The organism is Marivita sp. GX14005 (genome assembly GCF_023370775.1).
Lineage (GTDB): Bacteria > Pseudomonadota > Alphaproteobacteria > Rhodobacterales > Rhodobacteraceae > Marivita.
Genome location: NZ_JAMCCQ010000008.1, coordinates 1 through 26,479, shown reverse-complemented (window position 1 = coordinate 26,479; position 26,479 = coordinate 1). Strand labels below are relative to the sequence as shown.

Here is a 26,479-nt window from a genome sequence, read left to right as displayed (position 1 = left end):
TCGACTGAACATCGCCCCTGTCTCAGGTCCGCGCGTAGATATCCTCGTAGCGGATGATGTCGTCCTCGCCCAGATAGCTGCCGGTCTGCACCTCGATCAGCACCATCGGCACCTTGCCGGGGTTTTCCATCCGGTGCACCGCACCCAGCGGGATATAGACCGACTGGTTCTCGGTCAGCAGGCGTTCCTCACCGTCCACCGTCACGCGGGCGGTGCCGGCCACGACGATCCAGTGTTCGGAGCGGTGCACATGGCTTTGCAAGCTGAGCGACGCGCCGGGATGGACATGGATGCGCTTGACCTGAAAGCGGTTCGCGAGGATCAGTGTTTCGAACCAGCCCCAGGGGCGATGATCGACGGGCAGTTGCACCGCCTGTTTCGCGCCGCGCGCCTTGAGCGTGTCGACGGCGCGGCGCACGCTCTGGCTGTCGGTCATGTCGGCCACCAGCACCGCGTCGCGCATCGCCACGGCGACCACGTTTTTCAGCCCGATGCCCACCAGCTCGATCTCACCCGATTCCGAGCGCAAGAGCGTGTTCTCGCACTCAATCGCCGTGGCCAGCCCCGCCAGCGCGTTGCCGCTGCCATCCTGCGGGCTTTCCTGCCAGACGGCCTCCCAACTGCCCAGATCGGACCAGCCGCCGGCAAAGCGCACGACAGAGACATTCCCCGCCTGCTCCATCACCGCGTAATCGATGCTCTCGGCCCGCACCTGCGCCCAGAGATCGGGATCGATGCGCAGAAAGCCCAGATCGGGCGTCGCGGCCTCCATCGCGGCGCGTGTGCCGGCCAGGATGTCGGGGGCGTGTTCCTCGAAGGCCGCGATGAGCGTATCGGCGCGGGTGAGGAACAGGCCGGCGTTCCAGAGATGCTTTTCATCGGCGAAAAGCGCCTCGGCCTTGGCCGCGTCCGGCTTTTCGATGAACCGCTCCAGCGCATTGACGCCCGGATGGGTTTCCTGCCCCGCCTCCAGCCAGCCATAGCCGGTTTCGGCCCGTGTCGGCGCGATGCCGAAGGTGACGATCTGGCCCGCCGCGGCAGCGGGCGCGCCCGTCATCACCGCATCGCGGAAGGCGGCATCGTCGGGAATGGCGTGATCGGCCGGCACCAGCAGCATCAGAGCCGAAGGATCGCTTGCCGCCAGATGCAGCGCGGCGGCGGCGGCGGCGGGCGCGGTGTTGCGCCCCTCCGGCTCGATCAGGATACCGGCGGCGCGGATGCCGCAATGATCCAGCTGTTCGGCCACGATGAAGCGAAACCCCTCGCCGGTCACCGCCAGCGGCGCGGCGAACCCCTCGCCCGCCACGCGCCGGGCGGCTTCCTGAAACAGGCTCTCTTCGCCCAGGAATTGCGCGAACTGCTTGGGATAGCTCTTGCGCGAGAGGGGCCAGAGCCTTGTGCCGGACCCGCCGCATAGCAGGACGGGGGTGATCGGGGTCTGGTCTGTCATCGGCGCGCGTCCTCGCGGTCAGACCGCCTGCAGGCTGCGGCCCCGGGCGGCGTATTCGGGTGAGCCGAGGATCATCCGCTCCACCGCGACCTGCGAGCGCATGGTCTGCAATGCCAGCATGTTCGCCTCGGCAGCGTCCCGGCCCAGATGGCGGCGGAACACTGCGTTCACCTCCTGCCGGGTCAGCCGCAATTTGTCCAGACGGGCGAATGTTGCGGGCTCGTAATGGCGAAAACGCGTCACATCGCGCATGGCGTGCACGCCGGTGCCGGGGCGCGGGCGGATCTGCCGCCCGGCCACTTCCTCACCATCGACGCGGGCGATGGCGGCGCGCATCCGGCCCGCATCGGGCCGCGCCTCGCCGAAGGCGCCGAGCGCGCGGGCGAGCGCGGCGGCCGGATCGGCGATCAGATCCTCGTAAGGAATCACCGTCTGGCCCTGCCCATAGCGCGAGGTCACCCATTTGGCCTGAAAAGCGCGCCAGGCGGTGAATTGCGCGCTGGCAAAATGGGCGAAACTGGCGGCATCGTCCGTTCCGCCCTCGCGCAGGTAAAGTTCGAAATTCGACACCACCGACGGGGTGAAGGCGCGCGTCTGGATCAGCACGCGCTGGCCGCGGGTTTGCGGCAGGCGGCCGTCGAAATCGTGGTTCTTGGAATAGCGGATGGTGCCGGCGCGGGCGCAGGGCGCTGTGCCGCAGCAACCCGCCTGCCCGTAAAAGGCGCAATAGGCGAAGCTTTCGCCGAAATAGAGCCGCAGAAGCCGCGCCAGAAGGTGATGGCCCGAGCGCGGCCAGCTCACCCCCATCACATAGGCGGGCCGGTCGATGAAGGGCAGGATGAGAGTCATGCCGCCTGTTCCTTGTTCTGTCCCAGCACCGCCTCGATCCGCGCGGCGTAGCGTGCGCCGACCGCCTCCGGCGAGAAGTCCTGCAAGACCCGCGCCTGCGCCGCTTGCGCCTTGCGGGCGCGCAGAGCCGGATTGGCCTGCATCTGCCGCAAGGCCCATACGGCGGCACCGTGATCCGGCGCGCCCCAAAGCCCGCCTTCGGGGGTGAAGATGTAATCGGACGGCGCGGGCGCGACTTCCCTGGCCGGCACCAGAAAGGCGGTGGCGTTGTCGCAATAGGCCAGGTTGCCGGAAATGCCCGTCGCCAGCACCGGCACGCCCAAGGCCATCGCTTCGATCATGCCGAAGCCCCAGCCCTCGGACCGGTGCAGCGACAGATAGGCATCGGCCCCGGCGGTGAGGGTGAGCAGATCGGCATGGGGCAGGGTCTCATCAAGGATGCGGAAGCGCGGATCGCCCCTGGTCGCGGCGTCGATCTCGGCCCAGACGGCGATCTGTGCCGGATCGCTGACGCGGGTGCGGTTCTGCGTCTTGAGCAGCAGCTGCGCGCCGCCCTCAGGGAACGCCTCGGCAAAGGCGCGGATCAGCGCCAGCGGGTTCTTGCGCTGCACGAAGGAGAAACTGTCGAAACTCGCCATACAAAGGAACGCGCCCGGATCGAACCCGCCGCGTGCCACCAGCGCGGCGCGCGCGGCCAGCCTGTCGGCTTGCGGGGCCACCTCATTGGCGAGCCCCATCACCTGCACCGGTCCGTCGAAGGCGCCCGCATAGATCGCACGGCCATGTTCGGAGGCGGCCCAGATCTCGTCCACCATCCGCAGCGCCAGCGCATGACAGGCGGCAGGCTTGGTCAGTTCCCAGAACATATAGGCGGCGGTATGGGAGCCATTCGTGATGTCGGGCGCATAGGCGGTGAGCAGCGGGATGGACTCGGCGTTGAGATGCAGCAGGCTGAACCGCGCGGCGCGGGCGGATTGCGGCTCTATGCAAGGGGTTTTCAGGTTTGGCGCCGGGTTGTCGAGATCGAAATTCACCACTTGCGGCGCGATCCCCGCCGCCTTGAGCGCCGCCACCGAGGCGCGCGTCGCCTGCCCCAGCCCGCTTGCCTTGGCCACCGGGCCGATCACCTGCACATCGATGCGCGGCCCGCCATGCAGCGCAGGCGCCGGCAGGGCGGCGGCGTGCAGACGGTGGCCTTGCGCCGTGCGCGTTGTGAAGCGGCGCGCCTCCATGTCATAGCCGCGCCCTTTCAGAACGGCGGCATATTCCGCGCGGGCGAGCGGGCCGGTGCGCCCGTCCAGCGTGTTGAGAAAGGCACCAAAGGGCGTCTGGCCATGCGCATCCTCCTGCAAGAGCGTCTCGACACTGGCGCGCGGCAGGTAGCGCAGCGTGTCCGGCCGCTCGGCCGCGCGGAGCATCGCGGCCAGGGTGATCTGGCGCCGGTCCTCCGGGCTGGCCGGATCGAGCACGGCCAGCGCCGGGATCTCCGCCATCCAGCGCAGCATGTATCGCGAGAGCGGAAAGAGGCCGTTTTGCCCCTCGGGCAAGCCCGAAAGACGGGCGGCATAGGCATCCGGCACAAGACAATCCTCGCCGCCGATGGCGGGGGCATGATGCACGGCCCACCAATAGGTGATCCGCTCCAGCCAGTCGGGATCGGCGAAATCCATCCCCTCGCGCAGATGCGCCGCGCCCGTCAGCGCGCCCCAGGTCGCCCGGCTGAGCCGCGCGCGCTGGCCCGGCAAGGTCACGGGCGCGTTGAGCCACTGGATCGCGCGGCTCGAAAGCGGCACTTTCAGCGGCGCGCGCATCGGCGCATAGGCGGTGAGCATCCAGTTCAGGAAATGCGCGGCCTCCTCGGGCGCGCGGTCCCAATCGAACTCCCCCTCCAGCCGGTAGCGCGGGCGGGCATAGGCCATGTAGGCGCAAAGCGGATCCGGCAGGGGCAGGCTGCTGGCCGGGTCGGTGGGCTCGAAGAGCAGCGCCTGCCGGCGTGTGAGCGGAGCGGGCGCATCCGGCGCCGCTATCGGCGCGCTACGCAGGGCGGCGATCCCCGGCCCCAGCGCCTCGGTCAGCGTGCCTGCACGCGGCGCACGCGCCCGCACGCGTGGGGCGCTGCCCAACCGCAGCCGCCCGATCTCCACCGGGCGCGGGCCGTCGAGCCGGCAGATGCGCAGCACCCCGCCCTCCGGCGGCAGGGGCAGGGAAAACCCGCAAGCGCCCCCCGCCAGCCCCGCATCGCGCAGATCGGCGCGGAACCGGCAGGCCAGCCCCTCGCCCAGCCGCACACGCCCGTCATAAAGCGCCACCGGCACCGGCCCGGCCCCCGGCCTTGGCAAGGCCCAGCCGTGAATTGCGCCGTCCTGCACCCCATCGACATGATCGCGCAGCCCCGAAAGCCGCCGCAGCAATTTGGCCAGAATGGTGAAAACTCTCGTCACGAGGGCAAGGATCCGGTCCTGAGAATACGCCCCTCCCTGCTAAGCGCCGCCGTTTAACAAAGTGTTAAAACGCCCTGGAAAGATCCCCGGCGTCTTCTCTTTCCAAATACTCGAATCCCCCCGCGCCAGATGCGCAACGCACGCTACGCTTAGAGCGCCTTTACCAATGCGCCCCTAGCGTCCGGCCAAACCACCTCATGAAAGGCCGTGCGCATGTCCCAGACCACTCCGATCCTGACCCTGCCCTATATCCAGCCGTCGCAGGCGCAAAAACACGTCACCCATAACGAGGCGCTGCGCAGCCTCGATGCGCTGGTGCAGCTGTCGGTGCAAAGCCGCAGCCTGACCGAAGCGCCCGAGAGCGCCGCGCCGGGCGCGCGCTTCATCGTGGCAGGCGGGGCGACAGGGGCCTGGGCCGGTCAGGATCACGCCGTCGCGCTGGCGGAAAACGGCGGGTGGATTTTCTTTCCGCCCAATCCCGGCTGGCGCGCCTGGATCGAGGATGAGGGCGCGGAGGCGGTCTGGCAAAGCGGCGCCTGGCAGGGCGCGGCGGGAGCGACCGCCCTGCCCGACCGGCTGGGCCTCGGCACCCCGCCCGACGCGGAGGCGCGGCTGGCGGTGGCCGCCCCCGGCACGGTGCTGAGCCATGAGGGCGCGGGCCACCGGCTCAAGCTGAACAAGGCGGGCACGGGCGACACCGCCAGCCTGCTCTTCCAGTCGGATTGGACGGGATATGCCGAGATGGGGCTGGCGGGCGAGGATGCGTTCTCGATCAAGGTCAGCGATGGCAGCGCCTGGACCACCGCGCTGCGCTTCGATCCTGCCAGCGGCGCGGCCAGCGGGGCGGCGGTGAGCGACGGGCCGGACGATCCCGACCCGGCCAAGCTGATGCGGGCGGGCGACGGTTATCTCAAGGGCACGCTGCTGGGGCCGGTTTCGCAGGATGCGGGCGGCATGCCCACCGGCGCGGTGATCGAGCGGGGCAGCAATGCCAATGGCGACTATGTCCGCTTTGCCGACGGCACGCAGATCTGCACCAGCCCCGGCATCGCCACCGGCGCGATCGACACGCCCGCCGGTGCGCTTTTCCAGAGCGGGCACCTGGCCTGGACCTTCCCGGCCGGTTTCGCCCCCGGCCGCCCGCCGATCCTGACCGGCGAGAGCGGCAATACCGGCGCCTGGCCCTGTTTCGCGCCGCATGGGGGGCTGTCCACCGGGCTGAAGGCGACCGCGCTGATCGCGATTCCCGGCGGTCTGACGCTGCGGCTGTGCGCGATCGGGCGGTGGGTGTGAGCGGGTTCCGCGCGGAACCAAGGCCGAAGGCCGCCGCGCGAGCGCCGTCACGCCCCATCGGGGCGGCGCTTTATCAATATCCGCCCTTCGGTGTGAAGGCTCTCCGGGTTTGGCAGGGATAAAGCGAGGGGCTCAGAGGGAAGAGCGCCTTCCGGCGTGACGGCGCTCGCGCGGCTCGGGCCCGCCAAGCCAAACAAGCAAGGTCACGACAATCCAACGCATCAAAGCCGAACCTTCCTTGCCTGGAGGCTTTCACTCTCGAAGCGAGCTACCCCAGTTCAACCTTTCCTTATCCGAATCGCCTCAGGGTGGAGGGCGGTAGGGAGAGGGATGCCATGATCCCTCGTCCAGTAGCCCCAGCAGATAGGCGCCATAGCCGTTCTTGCCGAACATCGCGGCGCGGTCGCGCAGCGCATCCGCGTCGATCCAGCCTTGGGCAAAGGCGATCTCGTCGGGGCTGCCGATCTGCTGGCCCTGCCTTTCGCTGAGCGTGCGCACGAAGTTCCCCGCATCGAGAAGCGAGCCATGCGTGCCGGTGTCGAGCCAGGCATAGCCGCGTCCCATCAGTTCGACATGCAGCGCGCCATCGGCAAGATAGCTTTCCAGGAGCGCGGTGATTTCCAGCTCGCCGCGCGCCGAGGGCGTGACCTTGGCCGCGCGCGCCGGCGCGGTGCCGTCGAGGAAGTAAAGCCCCGTCACCGCGTAGGGCGAAGGCGCCCTGGCCGGTTTCTCGATGATCCGGCGGACCGTGCCGCCCTCGCCGAACTCCACCACGCCATAGCGTTCGGGATCGGCCACCCGGTAGCCGAAGACGGTGCCGCCGGTGCTCGTGGCATCCGCATTGGCCAGAACCTCCGGCAGGCCGTGGCCGAAGAAGATATTGTCGCCCAGCACCATGGCGGAGGGGCTGCCCGCGAGGAAATCCTCGGCCAGAAGATAGGCCTGCGCCAGCCCGTCGGGCGAGGGTTGCTCGATCCAGGTGAAGGACAGACCCCATTGCGCGCCGTCCCCCATCAGGCGCTGGAACTGGGCCTGATCCTGCGGCGTGGTGATGATTGCGATCTCGCGGATGCCGGCCAGCATCAGCACCGAGAGCGGGTAGTAGATCATCGGCTTGTCATAGAGCGGCAGCAGCTGTTTGCTCAGCCCCATGGTGATCGGGTAGAGCCGCGTGCCGGAGCCGCCGGCGAGGATGATGCCCTTACGTGTCATACCCGAGATCCTTCAATACGGCGGCCAGTCCCGCGGTCCAGTCGGCAGGTCCGATCCCGAAATCCGACGCCAGCCTGGCGCAATCGAGCCGGGAATTGAGCGGGCGTTGCGCAGGGGTCGGATAGCCGGCGGAGGGGATGCCGGTGACGGTCACATCGCGCCCCGCCTGCGCGAAGATCTCGCGGGCGAAGCCGGCCCAACTTGTGTGGGGGGTGCCTGCGTAGTGATAGGTGCCACCATCCGCACCGTTCCGCACGGCACCCGCCAGCGTCAGCAGCGTGGCGGCGACATCCGCCGCCGGGGTCGGCCCGCCGATCTGGTCCTCGACGACGCGCAGCGCATCGCGGCTTTCACTGAGCCGCAGCATGGTCTTGACGAAATTCGCGCCATGGGCGGAAAACACCCAGGCGGTGCGCAGGATGATATGCCGCGCGCCTGTGCCGCGGATCGCCTCTTCGCCCGCCAGCTTGGTGCGGCCATAGGCGTTTTGCGGTTGGGCAGGGTCTGTTTCCGTCCAGGCGCGGGGGCCGGACCCGTCGAAGACATAGTCGGTCGAGATGTGCAGGAAGGGGATGTCCAGATGCGCGCAGGCGCCGGCCATCGCGCCGGGGCTTTCGGCGTTGATGGTCCGGGCAATGGCCTCTTCGTCCTCGGCCTTGTCGACGGCCGTGTAGGCGGCGGCGTTGATGACAACGGCCGGTTTCAGCTCCGCGATGATCGCCGCGCAGGCTTGCGGGTCCGACAGGTCGGCCCGGTCGCGGCCCAGGGCGGTGACATCCCCTTGCCGCTGGAGTTCGGTGGCGACCTGCCCGGTTTTTCCGAAGACGAGGATCATGGCTGTTGTCGGCAGCGAGGGGCCAGCCCCTCGCGCTCCCCGGGATATTTATGGCAAGAAGAAAGCAGGATCATGCTTGCGTTCCCAATCGCTGCCCAACCCCGTCGCGCCCCTGCAAGGCCTGCCACCAGGCGCGGTTGTCGAGATACCAGCGCACGGTCTTGCGCAGACCCTCTTCCAGCGTCACAGACGGCCGCCAGCCCAATTCATCGCGCATCCGCCTGGGATCGATCGCGTAGCGCAGATCATGCCCGGGGCGGTCCTCCACAAAGGTGATGAGCCGCTCATGCGGCGCGCCGCCCGGCACCATCTCGTTCATCAGCGCGCAGATCATTGCGATCAGGTCGATGTTGCGCGCCTCGTTCTCGCCGCCGATAGTGTAGGAGCGGCCCACCTGCCCTTTCGACACCACCGTCAAAAGCGCCTCGGCATGGTCCTCGACATAAAGCCAGTCGCGCACGTTCTCGCCCTTGCCATAGACCGGGATGGGATTACCGGCCAAAGCGTTCAGGATCACGACGGGCACCAGCTTTTCGGGGAAGTGATAGGGACCGTAATTGTTCGAGCAATTGCTCAGCACCACCGGCAAGCCGTAAGTGTGCCACCACGCCCGCACCAGATGATCCGAGGCCGCCTTGGAAGCCGAATAGGGCGAGCGCGGATCGTAGGGCGTCTCTTCGGTGAACTGGCCTGTCGCCCCCAAAGAACCGAACACCTCATCGGTCGAGATATGGTGAAAGCGGAACGCCTCGGGCCTTCCCTGCGCCTCCCAATAGCCGCGCGCGGCCTGCAGCAGCGTATAGGTGCCGATCACGTTGGTGTCGATAAACGCGCCGGGGCCGTCGATGGAACGGTCCACATGGGATTCAGCGGCAAGATGCATCACCGCGTCGGGTTGATGCTTGGCAAAAACAGTCTCTAGCAAAGCGCTGTCGCGGATATCGCCCTCAACGAAACGATAGCGCGGATTATCGGCCACAGGCGCCACATTCTCCAGACAGGCCGCATAGGTCAGCGCATCGAGGTTCACCACTGCGTGCCCCTGCCCCACTGCCTGCCGCACCACGGCAGAGCCGATGAACCCCGCGCCGCCTGTCACCAGCAGTTTCATGGCGCGCTCCATTCAAACGGGCTGTCCAGATCGGCCAAGGCCGGGGCCGCCGCATCCTTGTCCGACAGGATCGGCTCCCCGGTCAGGCCCCAGTCGATGCCCGCGCTGTCCCAACGCACCGCGCCTTCGGCCTCGGGCGCGTAATAGCCGGTGCACTTATAGACGATCTCGGTCTCGGGCGCGCGGGTGACAAACCCGTGCGCAAAGCCTTCAGGCAGCCAAAGCTGTCGCCCGTTCTCGGCCGTCAGATCGACACCCACCCACTGACCATAGGTCGGCGAGCCGCGCCTTATATCGACCGCCACATCCCAGAGCGCCCCGCGCCCGCAGCGCACCAGCTTGCCCTGTGCGTGCGGGGGCGCCTGGTAATGCAGCCCGCGGATGGTGCCCGTTTCGGCCGACAGCGAATGGTTGTCCTGCACGAATTCCGCCGTCACCCCTGTCACCTCGGCAAACCGTGCCTTGTTCCAGGTTTCCGCGAAAAACCCGCGCGCATCGCCAAAACGGCGCGGCGTCAGGATCAGCAGCCCTTCAAGCGCGGTTGTCTCAACCTGCAACATCACCCGTCCTTCTGCGTCTTCACCCAGGCCAGGAACGCCCGATCCGGGTTGCCCAGCCGCGCGCGCCCGGTCTCGTCCCACCAGGCCAGCCAGCGCGCCCGAAGCGCATGCACATCCGTCCCCGGTTTCAAGGCCTTCGCCGCCTGCAACGTCTCATCCGACAGGATCGGGGCATCCATAGGGCGCGGTTTGGCCCGCCGCGTGACCACGAGGATATCGCCCCCGCGCTCGCTCAGCGCATAATCCGGCAAATGGTTCTGCGCGATCATCTTGCGAATGGCCGCCCGGAACACCCGTACTGGCGCAGCTGACCCGGCCTTGAGGTGCAGCGTGGGGATCGAGATTGCCCATTCCGCCTGCCGCCCGCAATGTTTGCGCGCGAGCTCGTAGACCCGCCGCTCCAGCGGTTTGCGCAGGCGGAAATAGTCGCGGCTCAGCGTCAGCACAGACCGCGCGCAGACCGCCCGGTAGAGCCATTCCGAGAGCGTCACCGTCACGGAGACCATCCGCCCGCCTTTCGACCGGCGCAGGATCTCCCAGCTCTCGATGAGGCCGAACCCCCGCGTCGCCTCCACCCCGCCGGTGTCGATATTGGTGGTGATCCGCGTGCCCGCCAGCCGCTCGAACCCCTCGCGCAGACGCACATAGCTGTCGCCGCCGGTATCGCGGTTCGTCGCCACCAGCAGGTCATGCGCCTTGAGCGTCAGCGTTCGGCCAATGCTACGCCCCTTGTTCATCGCCGCCACAAGCTGGCTGATGCAATAGATCAGGATATCCTTGTCATGGATCGTCGCGCGGCCCTTGACCGAGGGCGTGACCTGCACCTCGACCCCGTTATGGGCATAGCTGAGCACCCGCGTATCGGGCCGGGTGCTGAGCGAGAAGATCGGATGCTCCATGCTCGCCAGATCGTCCTTGGGCGACACGCCAAAGAGGTCACACACGAAGAAATCACCCGTGGGGTGCCTGTCGGGCAAAAGCCCACCTGTCCCGGCCATAAGGTCCGCCTGTTCCTGCTCTGCTCGCCCCCGCGGTCGATCTGCTGCCGACTCGGCTCATCGGGGTTTCAGTGACGCTGACCCTAAAGTTATCCACAGACGCCGTCCACGATTCTCGGGGCGCGCAGTGTCGGATCGGAGTCGCAGCTGCGGAGGATCAGAGTCGCCCTTTCGGAGGATCAGAGTCGCTTGAGTGAAACCAGGCGCGCTTTTTTTATTTTCTCAGAATAGGTTACGGGAAATGGATTGGACCTGTAACATACAACTAACGATATTTAACAAAGCTCGCTTCGGGACAGCGCTTCAATCCAAAGACCTGCGCAAAGATAACAAGCCATTGGATTTGCTGAGAAAAGCACGGAGTGTTGCAGTTTTTCTTCCATGTGCGCGTTTTTCTGGTAGTCTGGGCAAAAGAGCGCACACGAAGAGGTGCGAAACAGGCAGAGCAGCACATGACCCCGGACCACACCCTTCCTCCGTATTTTAACATCAATCCCGAGGACGCGCTCAAGACTTTGGGCGCGCCCACCACGACGCAGGATTTCGCCCGCATCGCCAAGGCCTGCGAAGCCGGGCGCAGCGATCTCGCCAGCCGGGGTCTCGAAGAGAACGGCGCACGCAGTTTGCGCCTCTTCTCCACTTGGGAAATCACCCGCTACCTGATCCCCGTCGCCACCGGCCATTTCCGCCGCGTGCTGAAACAGAACCCCGACCTGCCGCAGGGGCGTTCTGAGACGGCCGGAGGCGCCAAGTGGTTCACCTTCGACGAGGTGCTGAAACTCCGCGCGCATTTCGCCGCGGAAGGCTCCAAGACCAAGGAGTACCTGCCCTACCGCCCCCAAGGCCAACCCGCCAAGCTGGTCGCGGTCGCCAATTTCAAAGGCGGCGTCGGCAAGACCTCGACAGCCGCGCATCTCGCCATGTCCGCCGCGCTCGACGGCTACAAGGTGCTGGTGATCGATCTCGACAGCCAAGGCTCCATGACCTCGATCTTCGGCGGCAGGGTGGCCGACGAATGGCAAACCGTCTTTCCCCTGCTCGCTCGCCACTACGCGCGCCACCTGCAATCGGACAACCAGCGCCGCCTCGACCGGGGCGAGGCCCCCACCCCGCTCGATGACACGCTGTCAGACGCGCTGAAGACCGACGCGCAAAGCCTCATTCAGAAAACCCACTGGCCCAATATCGACCTGATCGGCGCGCAGCTGAACCTCTACTGGGCCGAGTTCCAGATCCCCGTCTGGCGCATGGCCGCGCGCGGCTGGAAGCTCTGGGATGCGCTGACAGACAGCCTCGATCAGGACGGCATCCTGGGCCAATACGACGTGATCTTCCTCGATACGCCCCCGGCCCTAGGCTATCTCACCATCAACGGCCTTGCCGCCGCCGACATCCTCCTCGTTCCCCTCGGCGCGTCCTTCCTTGAGTTTGACAGCACCGGCCGCTTCTTCGACATGCTGCATTCCACCTTTGGCTCCATCGAAGAGGCCGAGAACATGGCCGCCCGTGCCTTGGGCCGCGAAGGGCTGGCCTTCCAATGGGACGCGGTGCGCGCCGTCGTCACCCGTTTTGATCCCGCGCAACAGGCGGAACTCGCCGCGCTCATGCAGGCGTATCTCGGCCCCACGCTCTCGCCCCACCGGCAGGGTTTCACCGCGCTGATCGGTCAGGCAGGTGAGCAAGTCCAAGGCATCTACGAAGCCGATTACCGCGACTTCAACCGCGAAACCTATGTGCGCGGGCGCGAAACCTTCGACGCCACCTATGCCGCCTTCAAGCAGCTTCTCATCGGCTCCTGGCACCGCGATGTGCGAGCCGCCCAGAAAGCGGCGGAGTGACCCCATGTTCGCAGCGAAACCTGCCTCTTTCTTCTTGCCGAAAATATCCCGGGGTTTGGGGCAGAGCCCCAATCGGCGCGCGCTGTCTTCACCCGTCCTTTACCGGGCGCGCAAAACCTCCCCGCGGAAAATGGAGGTCCGCCATGGCCAAGCGTAAACGTCTGACCCCTGCAAATCCCGACTATCTCGCCGCCCCCGCGCCCGAGACCAAATCCATGTTCACCGCCCCGAGCAATGCGCCCATCGCCGATGTGGCGCGCGATGCCTCGGCCTCGGCCGCGCTCGATGAGTTGACCGAAACGATGGCCCGCGCCCGCGACGAGGGGCGCATGGTGGTGGCCCTGCCGCTCGGCCGGATCGTGCTCGATCATCTCGTGCGCGACCGCGTCGTGGTCGAGGAGGACGCGATGCAGACGCTGGTCGCCTCGCTGCGAAACCGGGGCCAGCAGACGCCGATCGAGGTGATGCAGCTGGGCGAGGGGCGCTATGGCCTCATCTCCGGCTGGCGGCGCTGCAAGGCGCTGTCGATCCTGGCCGAGGAAAGGGGCGAGGACACCCCCACCGTGCTGGCCCTGCTGCGCCGGCCCGAAGAGGCGTCGCAGGCCTATCTCGCCATGGTCGAGGAAAACGAGATCCGCGTCGATCTGAGCTATTTCGAACGGGCGCGGATCGTCGCCAAGGCGGTCGATGAGGGCGTGTTCGCCACCGAGCGCAGCGCCTTGCAGGAGCTCTTCCGCGCCGCTTCCCGGGCCAAGCGGTCCAAGATCGGCAGTTTCCTTCCACTGGTGCGCGCGCTGGACGGGCATTTGCGCTTTCCCCATGCGTTGAGCGAACGGCTGGGGCTGGCGCTGGCACAGGCGCTGACCGAGGATCCCGGCTTCGCCGAAACGCTTCAGGAGAAACTCGCCGCGGCGGATGCGCAGGACGCCGAAGCTGAAACGGCCCTTCTCACACGCGCGGTTTCGCAGCGAAACCAGTCTCTGAAGGGCGCATCAGAGACGGAATCCAAAACCTCCGGGCCGGCCTTTCGCGATGAGACCATCGGCGCCTTCACGCTGCGCCGGCACCGGGACGGCACGCTGTCGATCCTCGGTGCGGCCTGGCCTTCGCGCTGCGAGCCGGATCTGAAAATGCTGCTCAAGGCCGCTTCTGACCGCGTCGAAAAATAGGTCCGGTCCGGCCCTAATGTTTCGCATGCGAAACAATGGGTCCGAAACGGACCTATTTCCCGAGCCTGTCTGCGTCGACGCAGACAGGTTTTTCCGTTGACGGAAAAACGCATGCCCGGCTTTTCGCCGTGGCGATTAAACCTGCGTTAACCAATTCCGGGCCAAGCTGCCGGGCATCGACCCTGCCCGAAAGCCCGCCCCATGCTGCACCGCCTGTTGCGCCTCTATCATCGCTATTGCCATCATCACCTGCGAGTGGAATTCGCGCCCGGCGTCACGCTGGAGCGCGGGCGCGTCACGGTTGCCTGCGCAGAGGCGGTGGCGCTCATCCATGGCGGCGCCTGCGCGCAATCCCCGTTGCCGCTCTCCCTGCCGCATGATCCGCGCGCGGGGATCCGCGTTTCGCGGCGAAACGGCGATCTTTTCTGCCCTGCCCTGCCCCGCTGGCGCATGGCCTGCCATCATGTCGCACTCTGGCCCGGTCTGCTGCGCCGCGCGGCGCATGTGCTGCCGCTTCTGCCCCGTGCCGCCGCGCCGCGGATCCGGGCCGAAGCCAAGCGGCGGCTGGGGCTCGATGCCGCGCCGCCCGCCCCGCCGCTGCGCCCCCTGCCCGCGCCCGCCGCCTTGCCCCAGGGCAAGCCCGAGATCGCCATCATCCTTCCGGTGCATAACGCCGCCGCGCTCACCATGGCCTGCCTGGACCGGATCGAGGAAAACACCGATTTGCCCTGGCGGCTGGTGGTGGTCGAGGATGGCTCCACCGATCCCGCCCTGCGCCCGGCGCTGCGCGGCCGCGTGGCGCGGATCCCGCGCGCATCGCTCATCTGCCACGAGAGCCCGCGCGGTTTCGCCGGGGCGGTGAACGCGGCGCTGGACCGGCTGGCGGGGTTTGCCGGCCCGGTGGTGCTGCTCAATTCCGATGTGACGTTGCCGCAAGGCTGGGCCTCGCGGCTGATCGCGCCCCTGCGCGCCGATGGCTCCATCGCCAGTGTCACGCCGCTGTCCAATGATGGCGAGCTGATGGGCGCGCCCCATGCCTGCGCCGCCGTTTCGCTGCGAAAGGGCGAGGCCGATGCGATCGATGCGGGGCTGCGCATCCATACGCGCGGGGCCGATCTGCCCTCCCTGCCCACCGGCACGGGGTTCTGCATGGCGCTCGGCCCGCACTGGCTGCGCGAGGTGCCGCGCCTCGATGAAAGCTACGGGCGCGGCTATGGCGAGGAGGTCGATTGGTGCCAGCGCACCCGCGCGCTTGGCGGGCGGCATGTGTGCCAGACAGGGCTTTTCGTTGGCCATGTGGGTGCCGCGAGTTTCGGTGCGAACGCCCGGCAGGACTTGCGCGCCAGATCCGCCCCCCTGCTGGCCAGGCGCTGGCCGCGCTTCGAGCGCGACGTGGCGCAATGGCTGGCCGCCGATCCGCTGGCGGGCGAGCGGCTGCGCGCCGGTCTGCTCTGGGCGCGGGCGCGGCTGGGCAAGGCGCCGCTGCCGGTCTATCTCGCCCATTCGCTGGGCGGCGGGGTGGCGCGCTGGCTGGAGCAACGGCTCGCCGATCACGAGGCGGCGCTGGTGCTGCGCGTGGGCGGGCCGCTGCGCTGGCAGGTGGAGTTGCACAGCGCGGGCGGGGTCACGCGCGGGGCGAGCGAGAGCCTTGCCGCCATCAAGGCGCTGCTGGCCCATGCCGGGCCGCGAGAGGTGGTCTATGCCTGCGCCGTGGGCGATCCCGCGCCCGAGGAGATCCCGCACGTGCTGCTCGATCTCTGCGCCGGCGGGCAGGGGCTGGAGATCCTTTTTCACGATTACTTCCCGCTCAACCGCGATTACACGTTTCTCAGCGAACCCTGCCGCGACTGGCAGGCGCTCTGGCGCCCTGCTTTGGCGCGGGCCGATCACCTGACGGTGTTTTCCGAAAGTTCGGCCGGGATCGTGGCCGGGGTGCATCCCGATCTTGCCGGCAGGATCCGGTTGCGCCCGCATCGCCCGCTGGCAGAGGTGCCGCGCCTGTCGCCGCCGCCCGAGGGGCGGATGGTGATTGGCGTTCCGGGCGATCTGGGTGCCCATAAGGGGGCGCAGGTGGTGGCGGATCTGGCGCGGGTGCTGGCCCGAACCGGCGAGGCGCGGCTGGTGGTGCTGGGGCAGGTGGCACCCGATTGCGCCCTGCCGCGCGGCGTCAAGGTGCTGGGCGGCTATGAGCTGAGCGATCTGCCGCATCTGGTGGCACGGCACCGCATCGGCGCCTGGCTGATCCCATCGCTTTGGCCCGAGACCTTTTCCTATGTCACGCATGAGGCGCTGGCGACGGGCCTTCCGACCTTCGGTTTCGATCTGGGCGGGCAGGGCGACGCGCTGCGCGCCGATCCCGCCGGGCGGGTGGTTTCGCTGCGAAAGGATGGCAGCGCGGATCTTGAAGCGCTTTTGCAGGGGCTGCGCGCGCTGCCGGGTTGGCCTGACCGGGCGCTGAAATCAGACCCTGTTCCGGCGCAGAACGGCGTTTTGGCGGGGGCGGAGGCGTGAGGGTTTTGCCGTGTGAATTAGGTCCGCTTCGGCCCTATTGTTTCGCATGCGAAACATTGGGTCCGGTTCGGACCTATTTTTCAAAGGTCGCTCAGAATGTCCCGATGCCAGCGCATCAGCCCCAGCCCGGCCAGAAGCGCCAGCCCCAGCCCCAGCGCCAGAACGTAGGCCGGGCTCACATAGGCCGCGTCATAGCCGGGATAAAGCCCGCGCCGCACAAGGCCCACGATATGCACCAAGGGGTTCCACCAGAGCAGGTCGCGCCAGGGCAGGGGCACGGCCTCGAAGGTGAAGAACACGCCCGAGATCACGAAGATCGGCCGCATCAGGATCGACCAGACGCGCTGCCAGAGCGGCAAGAGCCCGATGGCCAGGCAATTGGCCACGCCGAACCCGAGCCCCAGCACCAGCGCGAGCCCGGCGGCACCGGCCAGAACCGGGATATCCGGGGTGGCGCGCGTTTCGCTGAGAAACAGCAGCCCGCCGATCAGCAGGCTGGCCACCGCGATCTGCGTGCCGCCCGCCAGCAGGAACCGCGCGAGCAGCGCATCCATGACGCCGACCGCCGGATAGGCGAAGAGCGGGCGCGAGAAGTTCAGCGCCTGCGACAGCTTGCCGGTGATGTCGGTGAAGGCGAGAAAGGGCAGCAGGCCTGTGGCATAAAAAAGCGCGAAACTGGTGCCGAGCGCGGGGGCGTGAAAGCTGATCGAGAAGATCGCCGACAAAAGCGCGATGCCCAGCACAGGCTCCGCCACCGCCCAGAGATAGCCGCCGGGCAGGCGGCCATGCGAGGTCGCCATCTCGCGCAGGATCAGCGCGCCGATGCTGCGCCAGAGGGCAGGGCGGGGTTGGCCCGTCATCGGGTTTCGCTGCGAGATGCAATCATAAGTAGAAAATTTATCCAATGAATCTCCCGTCTGCAATCCCCCCGGATCCGGCCCGCCTGTTTCACGCCGTCCCGCCCGCGCCCGCGCCAGAGGTATCGGCCGCGCGCGCCCCCGCGCCGCCCGCGCGCTTTGCCCGGCGGCATGTGGCGCTGGCGCTCAGCTTCGCGCTTTGCGTGGCGCTGCCGGTGCTGGTCAGCGCTTGGTATCTCTGGGCGCGGGCGGCGGACCAGTTCGCCTCGGAGGCCGGCTTCGCCGTGCGCCGCGAGGAGGCGGGGCTGAGTGCTGACATGCTGGGCGGGATCGCGGGGCTGTCGGGGGTCAGTTCGCGCGATACCGATATTCTTTACCAATATTTGACTTCGCGCCGGCTGGTGGCCGAGCTGGAGGCGGATCTGGCGCTTTCCGTGCTTTGGTCGAAACCGGGAAATGATGCGGAAATCCCCGTATCAGACCCTGTTTTCGCCCTTGGGCGCGGCGACACGCCGGAGGATTTGCACCGCTATTGGGCCCGCAGGGTGCAGATCTCCTATGACAGTCTCGCCGGGCTGATCGAGCTGCGCGTGACGGCCTTTGCGCCCGGCGATGCGCAGGCCATCGTGCAAGGGATCGTGGCGCGGGCGACGCTGCTCATCAACGAGATGAGCGATGTGGCGCAGGCCGATGCCATCGCGGGCGCCGCCGCGGAACTGGAGGCGGCGGAGACGCGGCTGCAGCTGGCGCGGGCGCAGATGACGGCGTTTCGCAACCGCAACCAGTTGGTCGATCCGGCGATGGATCTGCAGACGCGCAGCGGGCTTCTGGGCAATTTGCAACAGCAGCTGGCCGAGGCGCTGATCGCGCTCGATCTTCTGCGCGAGGCGACGCGGGCGGAGGATCCGCGGATCGAACAGGGCGCGCGGCGCGTCGCGGTGATCGAGGCGCGCATTGCCGCCGAGCGCGCCAAGCTGGGGCTGGAGGGCGGCGGCGCGGCGCTGGCCGATGTGGTGGGCGCCTATGAGGCGCTGGTGGCGGAGCGCGAATTCGCCGAAACCGCCTATGCCGCGGCGCGCGGCGCCTATGAGATGGCCCGGGCCGAGGCGCGGCGGCAAAGCCGTTACCTCGCCGCATGGCAGGCGCCGACCCTGCCCCAGACGGCGGAATACCCGAGGCGCGCGCGGCTGCTGGCGCTGACGCTGGGGTTCTCGCTGCTGCTCTGGGGGCTGGCGGCGCTGGCGGGTTACGCGGCGATGGACCGGCGCGGATGATCGCGCTGGAGCGGGTGAGCAAGCGTTTCGCGGGCGGCGCGGTGGTGGCGCGCGATCTCAGCGCCGTCTTTCCCGCCGGGCGGGCGACGGCGCTGCTGGGGCGCAACGGGGCGGGCAAATCCTCGCTTCTGGCGATGATCGCCGGCACGCTGCGCCCCGATACGGGCCGCGTGCTGCGGCGCGGGCGGGTGTCCTGGCCGGTGGGCTTTGCCGGTGCCTTCCATCCCGATCTGACGGGGGCGCAGAACACGCGCTTCGTGGCGCGCATCCATGGCGTGGACAGCCGCGCGCTTCTGGATTTCGTGCGCGAGGTTTCGGGTCTGGAAGACGCCATGCGCCAGCCGGTGCGGCGCTATTCCTCGGGCATGCGCGCGCGGCTGGGCTTTGCGCTGTCGATGGGGATCCCGTTCGACATGTATCTGGTCGATGAGGTGACGGCGGTGGGCGATGCCGCGTTCCGCCGGCAAAGCGCGGCGCTGCTGAAAGCGCGGCTGGGGCAGGCGGGGGCGATCGTGGTCAACCACGCGCCGGCGCAGTTGCGCGGTCTGTGCAGCGCGGGCGCGGTGCTGGAGGATGGCAAGCTGCGCATGTTCGACGATCTGGAGGCGGCGATTGCGGCCTATGAGGCGGGATCGCGGGTGTAGGTGGGTGCCGCGCAATTCGGTCCGAAAACCGGTGCCCACTTTTCGGATTGCGCTTCAGGCTCCAAGCCAGAGCGCGACGCGGTCGCGCGGCCAGTGGCGATGCGCGCTCAGCCGGCGCAGGCGGGGGCGCGGAGCGAGGCTCAGCGCCGCGCGCAGGATCTCCTGCGCCTCGGGGGTGAGCAGGGCCATATGTGGCTCTAATGCGGCGAGATTCGTCTCTGTCCATTGCCGGTAGGTGCCATCCAGAAGCCCCGCGATCCGCCGCAGCGCGGCGCGCGGGCCGTGGCGGGGGCCAAGCTGGTTGCCGCCATGCGCGCGGTAGAGCAGGCCGGGCCGGGCATCGCGCAGGATCCGCGCACCGGCCCCCGTGAAGAGCAGGTAGAGCCACCAGTCCCAGAAGGGCACATCGACCAGCCCGGCGCGGCGGGCCAGCGCGGCGGCGCGCCCGTCCAGCATCAGCCCGCTGCCCACCAGCATGCATTCGACAAGCGCGTTCCGGAACCCGATCGGCGCGCCGGTGCGCCGCGTCATCGGCTGCGGTGCGCGCCCTTCGGGCCAGACGAGGCGATGCGCACCATAGACCTGTCCGGCGGCGGGCGGCGGCTCCTGCGCCAGGGCGTTCAGCCCGCGGCGCAGATGGCCCGGCAGCCACAGATCGTCCTGATCGGCAAAGGCGACCGGGCCGGGCGGCAGATCGGGATGGCAGAGCAGCGAGAGGTAATTGGCGCTCAGCCCGCGCTGGGGGCCGGGCCAGAGCAGCACCGGGTTGGGCTGATGGGCGGCGAAATCGCGGATCACCGCGCGGGTCGCATCGGTCGAGCCATCATCGCCGATCCAGAGCGACCAGTTGCGGTGATCCTGCGCGGCAAGGCTGGCGAGCTGCGCGCGCAGATGCGCGGCCCCGTTGCGGGTGCCCATCAGGATTGTGACATGCGGCAGGTCGGAGGGCGAAGCGCTCATGGGCGGCATCCTGTGGCGGGGCGGCGCGCGGCACAACCACAAGATGTTTTTGGCGGAGCCTTGCTCATGCGCCTGTGCCGTTTTTGCCGATCCTGCCGCTCTGGGCGGGCTTGCGCCGCTCCGGCTTGAGGCAGGGGGACGGACGGTCTAGGCTCGCCTCCGGCCCTGCCGCGCGCGGGGGCTGCGTCCGATCTTCCGTAAAGGCCTGTTTTTCGATGCCCTTTCCCCCGATCTACATCCTCAGCCTGAAGGCTGCGCAGCGCTTCGGGCCGCTGGTCCGCATGCTGGAGGCGCGCGGGCTCGATTACGAGATCGTCTGGGGTGTCGACGGGCGCGAGCGGCTGCCCGCCACGCATGAGCATTGCGTCGACCGGGCGGGGGCCGAGGCGCGGATGGGGCGGCCGATGAGCGATGGCGAGTTCGCCTGCGCGTTGTCGCACCGGCTGATCTACGAGCGCATCGCCGCCGGGGAGGCGCCTTCGGCCATCGTGCTGGAGGATGATGCCGAACCGGGCGAGGCGTTTTTCGATCTGGGCGCGGCGCTGGTGGCGCCGCCCTGTGGGCTTTTGCTTTTCGATCACAAGAACACCTATGTGCGGGTGCGCGACCGGCTGGTCCTGCCGGGCGGGGTGTGCGCCTTCCGGATGGCGCTGCCGCCGTTTCTGGCGACCGGCTACATGGTCTCGCGCGAGGTCGCGGCGCATCTGGCGTTCCGCGACGGGCCGGTGGTGCAGCCCTCGGACTGGCCCGATGCGATTTTGCAATTCGACAGCTATGCCTGCGATCCGCGCGTCGTCACGCAGCGCGGCAAGGCGGCCTGCCCGTCGAGCCTCGAGGCCGGACGGCAGCGGCACCGGCACCGGCGGCGCAAGAGCCTGCGGCGGCTGCTGTACCGATCCTACTGGCGGCGCTGGATGACCAAGCGGCTGGCGCATAAGCTGGCCTGAGGGGCGGGCGCTGATATGGGTTGACACCTGGCGGGGGTGGCATCTGCGGGAGCCTCCGGCGGAGGTATTTTTGGCCCAAAGAAGCCGGGGTAGGCGCGTGTTCGAGGACTGTTGCGCGATATTGAACGTGCGCAATCCGAAAAGTTGGAACCGGTTTTCGGGACGGGTTGCGCGATATGACATTGGCGGGCGGTCATTCGGCGGCCGTGAGCTGCGCCGGGGCGGTGTCGAATCGCAAGCTGCGCAGCAGCAGGCCGAGCGGGCGCGGATCGGCGGAGGCGCCGAGCGCACGGGGCGCGTGGCAGGCTGGCAGACCCAGTTCCAGCCGCAGCGGGCCGGTGAAGCCGGGCAGGGGCAGGGCGAAGCTCAGCTCCGGCGCGCTGCCCCTGGGGCGGATGTCCTGCCAGCTGGCGCGGCGGCCGGTGGTCTCCTCCACCGCCTCCAGGGTGACTTTGTGATCGCGCGCCTGCAGCGCCGGCTCCAGCAGCGCGGCGGTCCCGAAGATGCCGGTGACGGTCGCGGCCGGATCGGGCAGGGCGTGGATCGTCGCATGGGGCTGGGCCGTCCAGATGCCGGCGGGCTCGGGCGCATGGAACCCGGTGAGGCGCAGCGCCCGGCGCGCGGGCATGCGCGCCAGCTCCACCAGATCGGCCCCGGGCCCGAGCGGCGGCAGCGCCTCCAGCAGCGCGCTGCCGGTGGCCATCAGATGCTGGCGCACCGCCGCCATTTCGGGCCGGTCCAGCAGCGGATCGCCGCGCCCGTCCAGATAGGTGAGCAGGGTCGGCCCCACGCCGCCCCGCGCCGCGAGATCGCGCAGCCGCGTCAGCGCGGCCGGGGCGGTGCGCTGCCCCAGCGCATGCAGCCCCATCGGCAGGGCGCGATCCGCCGGCAGGCAGAGCAATGCCTCCCAGAGCGCCGGATCGGCGCAGGGCAACGCCAGATCGGAGATCGGGTGCAGCACATCGGCTTGCCTGTCCTCGGCGCGGGCGAGCAATTGGCGCATGAGGCCGAGCCGGGCGGCGCTGGCGATGGCGCCACCCTGGCGCAGCGCGCGGCCCAGCCGCGCGGGATCGGACACATGCGTTTCCAGCAGGTTCAGGGCCACATAGCGGCCCACATCCGTGTCGGGATAGGCCCAGAGATCGGGCGGCAGCAGCCCGCGCCGGTTCAGGATCGCGGCCATCAGGCCGCGCACCTGCGCATAGCTGGCATGCCAGTCGCGGTCCTGCGGGTCGGGGGCGGTGCTGCGCCGGCGGATCGCCCCGGCGCGGCGGGCCATGCGGGTTTGTCCGGCGCACAGGAAGGTGGCGAGCTTGTCGGCATAGCTGGCCGCATCGCGCGGAGCCATGTAGCGCGCCGCGGCGGCGCCGCGCCGCGCGATCTCGGCCGGATCGCGGGCGATCTGGCGCAGCGTGGCCGCCAGCGCCTCGGCGGTATCGCTTTCGGGCAGGTGCCAGCCGCATTTGGCCGGCATCTCGGCAAAGCAGCCGGTGGCCTGCACGATGGCGGGCCTGCCGCTGGCGAGCTGTTCGGCCAATGACAGCGAGGCGCCTTCGGTATTGGGCCGGCGCAGGTTGAAGAAGAGATCGGCCTCTTCAATCGCGGCGGCGAAGCCGGCGGCGTTCGGGCTGCGCAGGATGCGGATGGTGCCTGTCAGATCCTGTGCCTCGATCCGTTTCTGCAGGTTCTGGACATAGGCGGCATCGCCCGCGTGGCCGGCGATGGTGACGCTGAAGCGTGTGGCCAGATCGGGGGCGGCGGCGAAGGCGCCGATCAGGATCTCCAGCCCCTTGGTGGGGCCGATATGGCCGGTCGCCGCCAGCCGCAGCCGCGCGCCGGGGCCGGGCAGGCGGGCGGGCGGATCGGCCGGCATATCGGGGCGCGGCATGAAGAGCGTGAGGCTGGAGCCGGGATAGGCGGCGCCGATGGCCCGTGCCGCGAAGTCCGAATGGGTGATCACCCCGGTGGCCAGCCGCGCCAGCACGTCCGAGAGCGGCACGCGCGCGGCCCAGTCGCTTTCCCAGGGCACGTAGGAGACCGGCTCGCCGCCCTTCAGCACGCCGCCGGCGGCGAGGTAGTCGAACCCGGATGCGCCCGCGACCGCATGGATCAGCGCGCCGAAGCCGGGGGCCGGGGCGGTGCCGTCATGGTGCAGCCCGGCCAGCATGTGCTGGTAGACGTGATCGTGCAGCACCACCGGGCCGGGATGGGCCATCAGCGCGCGCAGGATCATCCCGTGATGGCGATCGTTGTTGCCCAGATGGTAGAGCATCAGATCGAACAGCGCCGGCAGGTCGGAGTGCACCAGTGCATCCGAGAGCGGCAAGGTGGGGCAGGGCATCTCCAGCCGCTCTTGCTCGGGGCAGGGCGGGTGCAGCACGGTGATGTCGAGCCCGGGGCGGCGCACCAGCGCGCGCAGCACCGATTGCGCATAGGCGCCCACGCCGGTGCGCGAGGAGATCGGGCAGACCCAGGCGAGGCGCATCAGGCGGCCTCCTGCCCGGCGCGGGGCGCGTCGAGCACCGCATCGAAGCGGCGCAGCGCCTCGCTCCGGGCGGCGGCATTCTGGGCCGCGAACCGGGCCTGTTCGGGGTTCTGGCGCGCGCCGGTGTCGCGGATCGCCCGGATGCGGGCGAGCATGGCGCGGGCGCGGGTTTCAAGCTCCGACAGGCCGGGGGCGAGATCGCCATAGGAGCGCGCCGCGCAGAGCTTGCGCAGGTCCGGCCCCGCGCGTTGCCCCGCATCGGGCAGGACCAGCGTATAGGCGCCCGAGATCAGGCTGTCGAAGGGCGAGAGCGCGGTGATGGCACGGTCCGGGCCATAGCCCAGATGCAGGTGCAGATCGGCCACCAGCCCCGCGCCCATCGCGGCGTGATCGCTTTGCGCATGGGCGATGCGGATCTGCGCCGCCTCGCTTGAGAGCGCGCGGCGCAGCACCTCGGCCTGCCCGGCCGGTGCGCCATGATCGAGGATCAGGATGCGCGGCGGCGCGCCCGGTGCGGCGGCCTCCGGCAGGGCGGCATCGACGGGGAAGCGATCGGCAAGCTCCAGCGTGATCCAGGGCGCGAAGCCGACCGATCCGGCCATGTCGGCGCGGTCGATCACGATGGCGCGGCCATAGCCCTGCAGCACCAGCGGCAGCGTGCCGGCGGCGGCGAAGGCCTCGGGGCCGGCGAAGCTGTGCAGCTCGTCCGCCAGCGAGGCGGTGAGCAGCAGCGTGGCCGGCCCGTGCTGCAGCGCCTGCGGCAACCCCAGCCCGAGCGAGACGGCGGCGCGGCCCTGCGGGCGGGCGGGCAGGGCGGCCAGCGTCATCGTGTCCTGCACCGCCCGCGCCCCCGTGCGGCGCGGCACCGGGGTCAGCAGCGTTTCGCCGCGCCGTTTGAGATGCGCGCGCAGGGCCTGGCCGAGCAGGCGGCCGCGCAGCGGCAGGGTCTGGGTGTCGGGATCCGGCAGGTGGATGAGCATGGGGCGGGCCTTCGGATGGAGCATCTGTTTCCTCCATCTGCCTTCATCGAGGTTAACGAAGGGTTACGGGCGGGGCGATTTTTCGGGGGCTGGATGCGGGTGCGCATCCAGATGTTTCCATCGATGGAAACAGGGGGCTCTGCCCCCGCCCGCCGGAGGCGGGCTCCCCCGAGATATTTTCGAAACAGAGAAGGGTTATCCCGGCCAGGCCGGCAGGCGGCGCGCATAGGGCAGGAAGGCCTTGCCGGTCTCATGGGCGACGCGCGCGATCAGGTCGATATCGGCTTGCAGGCGGGGGTGATCGGGGCAGGGCTGGCCTGCGACCCGGTCCGGCACGGGGCCGAGATCGAGCCCGCGCGCGGCGAGTGCGGCGCGGTCGGGGGCGAAGCGCCGTGCCACCTGCGCGGCGGTCTCGTGCCCGATCTCGAACCGGCCGTGAAAGCGCGGATCGAGCTCGGCATAGGCGCCGAACTCGTCGGGGATGGGATGGGCATGGGCCTCTGCATGGCTCATCACCTGGTTCAGCATCCGTTTGAAGAAGAGCAGGTTGCCCGAGAGCGAGAGGTTGCTGTCGGCCTTCGGCATGGCAATGCCGTCCATCCCGCCCATCTGCGCCAGAAAATCGGTGCGGATATCGCCGCCCGTCAGGGCGTCGCGGCGGAAGGGGCGCAGGGTGATGGCGCCGGCGCCATAGACCTCTTCCCAGCCCTTGAGGAATTGGGTGAAGGGTTGCGGGAAAAGCTGGATGTAATCGTCGAAGCTTGCCGTGAGGTTGCGTTCCTGCACTGCCTGGGCATACCAGCTGGCCAGATAGGACAGATGCTCGCGCAGGTAGAGCACGATGCGGGTCTCCCCCGGCGGAAAGAGCGTGGCGGCGGCGCGGGGCGGCACGTTGCGGAAGAAGAGCTCGGACGAGATCACGACGCGCGGGGCGGGATCGGCGATGGCGCGGGCGAACCCCTCGCGCCAGCCGGGGGCCAGCCCGCGTGTCGGGTGGCCTGCCAGCGCATAGGCGAGCGGATGGTGGGCGCAATGCTGCAGGTGGAATTCGGGATAGAGCCAGCCGGCGCGCGCCAGCGCCGGCGCGTTCTGCGCCAGCATCCGCTGGACCGAGGAGGTGCCCGTCTTGTTGGCACCGATATGCAGCAGGAAACGCGCGGTCATGGATCGCAGGCTAGCGCGCGCCCGGGCCATGCGCATCTCGCCGGATATGGGGGGTGCCGGAACGGGCCCGTGGCGGGCCGCGTTTGCCTTGAGTATCGACGAGCGAGGATATCATGGCAAAGTTCAGCAAGGGCGATCACGTCAGTTGGAATTCCGAAGCCGGGCGCGTGAGCGGGCATATCATCAAGGTGCATGAGCAGGATTTCGACTACAAGGGCCACCGGCGGCGCGCCTCGAAGGAGGAGCCGCAATACGAGATCGAGAGCGACAAGACCGACCATATCGCCGCCCACAAGGAAAGCGCGCTGACCAAGCTGTCCTCGTGAGCGCGGCGGGCGAGGCGCGGTTCTTCACCATCGGCCATTCGAACCGGGCGCCGCAGGTGGTGGTGGACATGCTGCGCGAGGCCGGTGTGGAGCTTCTGGTCGATGTGCGGTCCTTTCCGAAATCGCGCAGCAATCCCGACTTCAACGATGACCGGTTTCCGGATGTGCTGGCTGCGCATCAGATCGGCTACCGGCACATGCTGTCGCTTGGCGGGCGGCGGGCGAAACAGCCCGGTGTCGACCCGGAGGTGAACGCCTATTGGCGGGTGCGCAGTTTCCAGAATTACGCCGATTACGCGATGGGCGCGGAGTTCCAGGCGGCGTTCCGCGAGTTGGTGGCTTTGGGCGCGGAGCGGCCGCTTGCGCTGATGTGCGCCGAGGCGGTCTGGTGGCGCTGCCACCGGCGGATCATCACCGATCACCTGCTGCTAAAGGACCACGCGGTGACCCATCTGATGGCGCCGGGGCGCATGGATGCGGCCAAGGCGACGGAAGCGGCGCGGCTGCGGAGGGATGGGGTTGTGGTGTATCCGGCAAAGTCTGATTCACCATAACACGCATTATAAGACCAAAAG

The 26,479-nt window shown here is 68.7% G+C and carries 22 protein-coding genes; 9 read left to right on the top strand and 13 right to left on the bottom strand.

Annotation, left to right across the window (positions count from 1 at the left end; genetic code table 11):
* Positions 1-22: 22 nt before the first annotated feature.
* From M3465_RS16915 to M3465_RS17175, 3 genes are read right to left on the bottom strand one after another with little or no spacing between them, the layout of a single operon-like run.
* Positions 23-1,450 (bottom strand): mannose-1-phosphate guanylyltransferase/mannose-6-phosphate isomerase, encoded by a 1,428-nt coding sequence (locus M3465_RS16915; protein ID WP_249502880.1) that lies wholly within the window; start codon positions 1,448-1,450, stop codon positions 23-25.
* An 18-nt stretch (positions 1,451-1,468) separates the two neighbouring features.
* Positions 1,469-2,299 (bottom strand): hypothetical protein, encoded by an 831-nt coding sequence (locus tag M3465_RS16910; protein ID WP_249502879.1) that lies wholly within the window; start codon positions 2,297-2,299, stop codon positions 1,469-1,471.
* The gene (locus M3465_RS17175; RefSeq protein ID WP_249502878.1) at positions 2,296-4,740 is read right to left on the bottom strand and encodes a glycosyltransferase; all 2,445 of its coding nucleotides are present in this window, start codon (positions 4,738-4,740) and stop codon (positions 2,296-2,298) included. The genes M3465_RS16910 and M3465_RS17175 overlap by 4 nt, the downstream gene beginning before the upstream one ends.
* 213 nt (positions 4,741-4,953) lie before the next feature.
* On the opposite strand from M3465_RS17175, the gene M3465_RS16900 reads away from it, so the two are divergent.
* A complete protein-coding gene (locus M3465_RS16900; protein ID WP_249502877.1) occupies positions 4,954-6,033 on the top strand; it encodes a DUF2793 domain-containing protein in 1,080 nt (359 codons plus the stop codon).
* Between the two features lie 303 nt (positions 6,034-6,336).
* Here the strand turns inward: M3465_RS16900 and rfbA are convergent, their stop codons facing one another.
* The 5 genes from rfbA to M3465_RS16875 form a co-directional block, all read right to left on the bottom strand.
* Positions 6,337-7,245, bottom strand: coding sequence for a glucose-1-phosphate thymidylyltransferase RfbA (gene rfbA, locus M3465_RS16895; RefSeq protein WP_249502876.1), 909 nt, complete (start codon positions 7,243-7,245; stop codon positions 6,337-6,339).
* Positions 7,235-8,080, bottom strand: coding sequence for a dTDP-4-dehydrorhamnose reductase (rfbD, locus tag M3465_RS16890; RefSeq protein WP_249502875.1), 846 nt, complete (start codon positions 8,078-8,080; stop codon positions 7,235-7,237). The genes rfbA and rfbD overlap by 11 nt, the downstream gene beginning before the upstream one ends.
* 70 nt (positions 8,081-8,150) lie before the next feature.
* Entirely contained in the window at positions 8,151-9,191 is a 1,041-nt protein-coding gene (gene rfbB / locus M3465_RS16885) for a dTDP-glucose 4,6-dehydratase (RefSeq protein WP_249502874.1), read from the bottom strand.
* Positions 9,188-9,748: a dTDP-4-dehydrorhamnose 3,5-epimerase gene (gene rfbC / locus M3465_RS16880; protein ID WP_249502888.1), complete on the bottom strand. Its 561-nt coding sequence runs from the start codon at positions 9,746-9,748 to the stop codon at positions 9,188-9,190. Before rfbC ends, rfbB begins: the two co-directional genes overlap by 4 nt.
* 2 nt (positions 9,749-9,750) lie before the next feature.
* Entirely contained in the window at positions 9,751-10,749 is a 999-nt protein-coding gene (locus tag M3465_RS16875; protein WP_249502873.1) for a replication initiator protein A, read from the bottom strand.
* A gap of 452 nt (positions 10,750-11,201) precedes the next feature.
* Here M3465_RS16875 and M3465_RS16870 point away from each other — a divergent pair, with 452 nt between their 5' ends.
* From M3465_RS16870 to M3465_RS16860, 3 genes are all read left to right on the top strand, one after another.
* Positions 11,202-12,587, top strand: coding sequence for an AAA family ATPase (locus M3465_RS16870; protein WP_249502872.1), 1,386 nt, complete (start codon positions 11,202-11,204; stop codon positions 12,585-12,587).
* Positions 12,588-12,730: 143 nt separating this feature from the next.
* Positions 12,731-13,756 carry a ParB/RepB/Spo0J family partition protein gene (locus tag M3465_RS16865; protein ID WP_249502871.1) on the top strand — a complete coding sequence of 342 codons (1,026 nt, stop codon included), beginning with the start codon at positions 12,731-12,733 and terminating at the stop codon, positions 13,754-13,756.
* Positions 13,757-13,957: 201 nt separating this feature from the next.
* Positions 13,958-16,267, top strand: coding sequence for a glycosyltransferase (locus tag M3465_RS16860; protein ID WP_249502870.1), 2,310 nt, complete (start codon positions 13,958-13,960; stop codon positions 16,265-16,267).
* Positions 16,268-16,347: 80 nt separating this feature from the next.
* Here M3465_RS16860 and M3465_RS16855 read toward each other — a convergent pair whose 3' ends face one another.
* Positions 16,348-17,127 carry an ABC transporter permease gene (locus tag M3465_RS16855; RefSeq protein WP_249502869.1) on the bottom strand — a complete coding sequence of 260 codons (780 nt, stop codon included), beginning with the start codon at positions 17,125-17,127 and terminating at the stop codon, positions 16,348-16,350.
* 44 nt (positions 17,128-17,171) lie between these two features.
* Between M3465_RS16855 and M3465_RS16850 the strand changes: the two genes are divergently transcribed.
* Both M3465_RS16850 and M3465_RS16845 read left to right on the top strand, forming a co-directional pair.
* A complete protein-coding gene (locus M3465_RS16850) occupies positions 17,172-18,398 on the top strand; it encodes a KpsE/RkpR family capsule polysaccharide export protein (RefSeq protein ID WP_249502868.1) in 1,227 nt (408 codons plus the stop codon).
* The gene (locus tag M3465_RS16845) at positions 18,395-19,042 is read left to right on the top strand and encodes an ABC transporter ATP-binding protein (protein WP_249502867.1); all 648 of its coding nucleotides are present in this window, start codon (positions 18,395-18,397) and stop codon (positions 19,040-19,042) included. Before M3465_RS16850 ends, M3465_RS16845 begins: the two co-directional genes overlap by 4 nt.
* A 54-nt stretch (positions 19,043-19,096) precedes the next feature.
* On the opposite strand, the gene M3465_RS16840 is transcribed toward M3465_RS16845, so the two are convergent.
* A complete protein-coding gene (locus tag M3465_RS16840; RefSeq protein WP_249502866.1) occupies positions 19,097-20,002 on the bottom strand; it encodes a glycosyltransferase in 906 nt (301 codons plus the stop codon).
* A 215-nt stretch (positions 20,003-20,217) separates the two neighbouring features.
* On the opposite strand from M3465_RS16840, the gene M3465_RS16835 reads away from it, so the two are divergent.
* Complete coding sequence (locus M3465_RS16835) at positions 20,218-20,949, top strand: glycosyltransferase family 25 protein (protein WP_249502865.1); 732 nt, start codon at positions 20,218-20,220, stop codon at positions 20,947-20,949.
* A 193-nt stretch (positions 20,950-21,142) separates the two neighbouring features.
* Here the strand turns inward: M3465_RS16835 and M3465_RS16830 are convergent, their stop codons facing one another.
* The 3 genes from M3465_RS16830 to M3465_RS16820 all read right to left on the bottom strand — a co-directional run bounded on the left by M3465_RS16830 (position 21,143) and on the right by M3465_RS16820 (position 25,578).
* Positions 21,143-23,434 carry a glycosyltransferase gene (locus M3465_RS16830; RefSeq protein WP_249502864.1) on the bottom strand — a complete coding sequence of 764 codons (2,292 nt, stop codon included), beginning with the start codon at positions 23,432-23,434 and terminating at the stop codon, positions 21,143-21,145.
* Positions 23,434-24,438 (bottom strand): hypothetical protein, encoded by a 1,005-nt coding sequence (locus M3465_RS16825; RefSeq protein ID WP_249502863.1) that lies wholly within the window; start codon positions 24,436-24,438, stop codon positions 23,434-23,436. Before M3465_RS16825 ends, M3465_RS16830 begins: the two co-directional genes overlap by 1 nt.
* Positions 24,439-24,609: 171 nt before the next feature.
* Positions 24,610-25,578, bottom strand: coding sequence for a hypothetical protein (locus M3465_RS16820; RefSeq protein ID WP_249502862.1), 969 nt, complete (start codon positions 25,576-25,578; stop codon positions 24,610-24,612).
* A gap of 113 nt (positions 25,579-25,691) precedes the next feature.
* On the opposite strand from M3465_RS16820, the gene M3465_RS16815 reads away from it, so the two are divergent.
* Together M3465_RS16815 and M3465_RS16810 are read left to right on the top strand one after the other, a co-directional pair.
* Entirely contained in the window at positions 25,692-25,904 is a 213-nt protein-coding gene (locus tag M3465_RS16815; RefSeq protein WP_249502861.1) for a hypervirulence associated TUDOR domain-containing protein, read from the top strand.
* Complete coding sequence (locus tag M3465_RS16810; protein ID WP_249502860.1) at positions 25,901-26,458, top strand: DUF488 domain-containing protein; 558 nt, start codon at positions 25,901-25,903, stop codon at positions 26,456-26,458. The genes M3465_RS16815 and M3465_RS16810 overlap by 4 nt, the downstream gene beginning before the upstream one ends.
* Positions 26,459-26,479 lie beyond the last annotated feature (21 nt).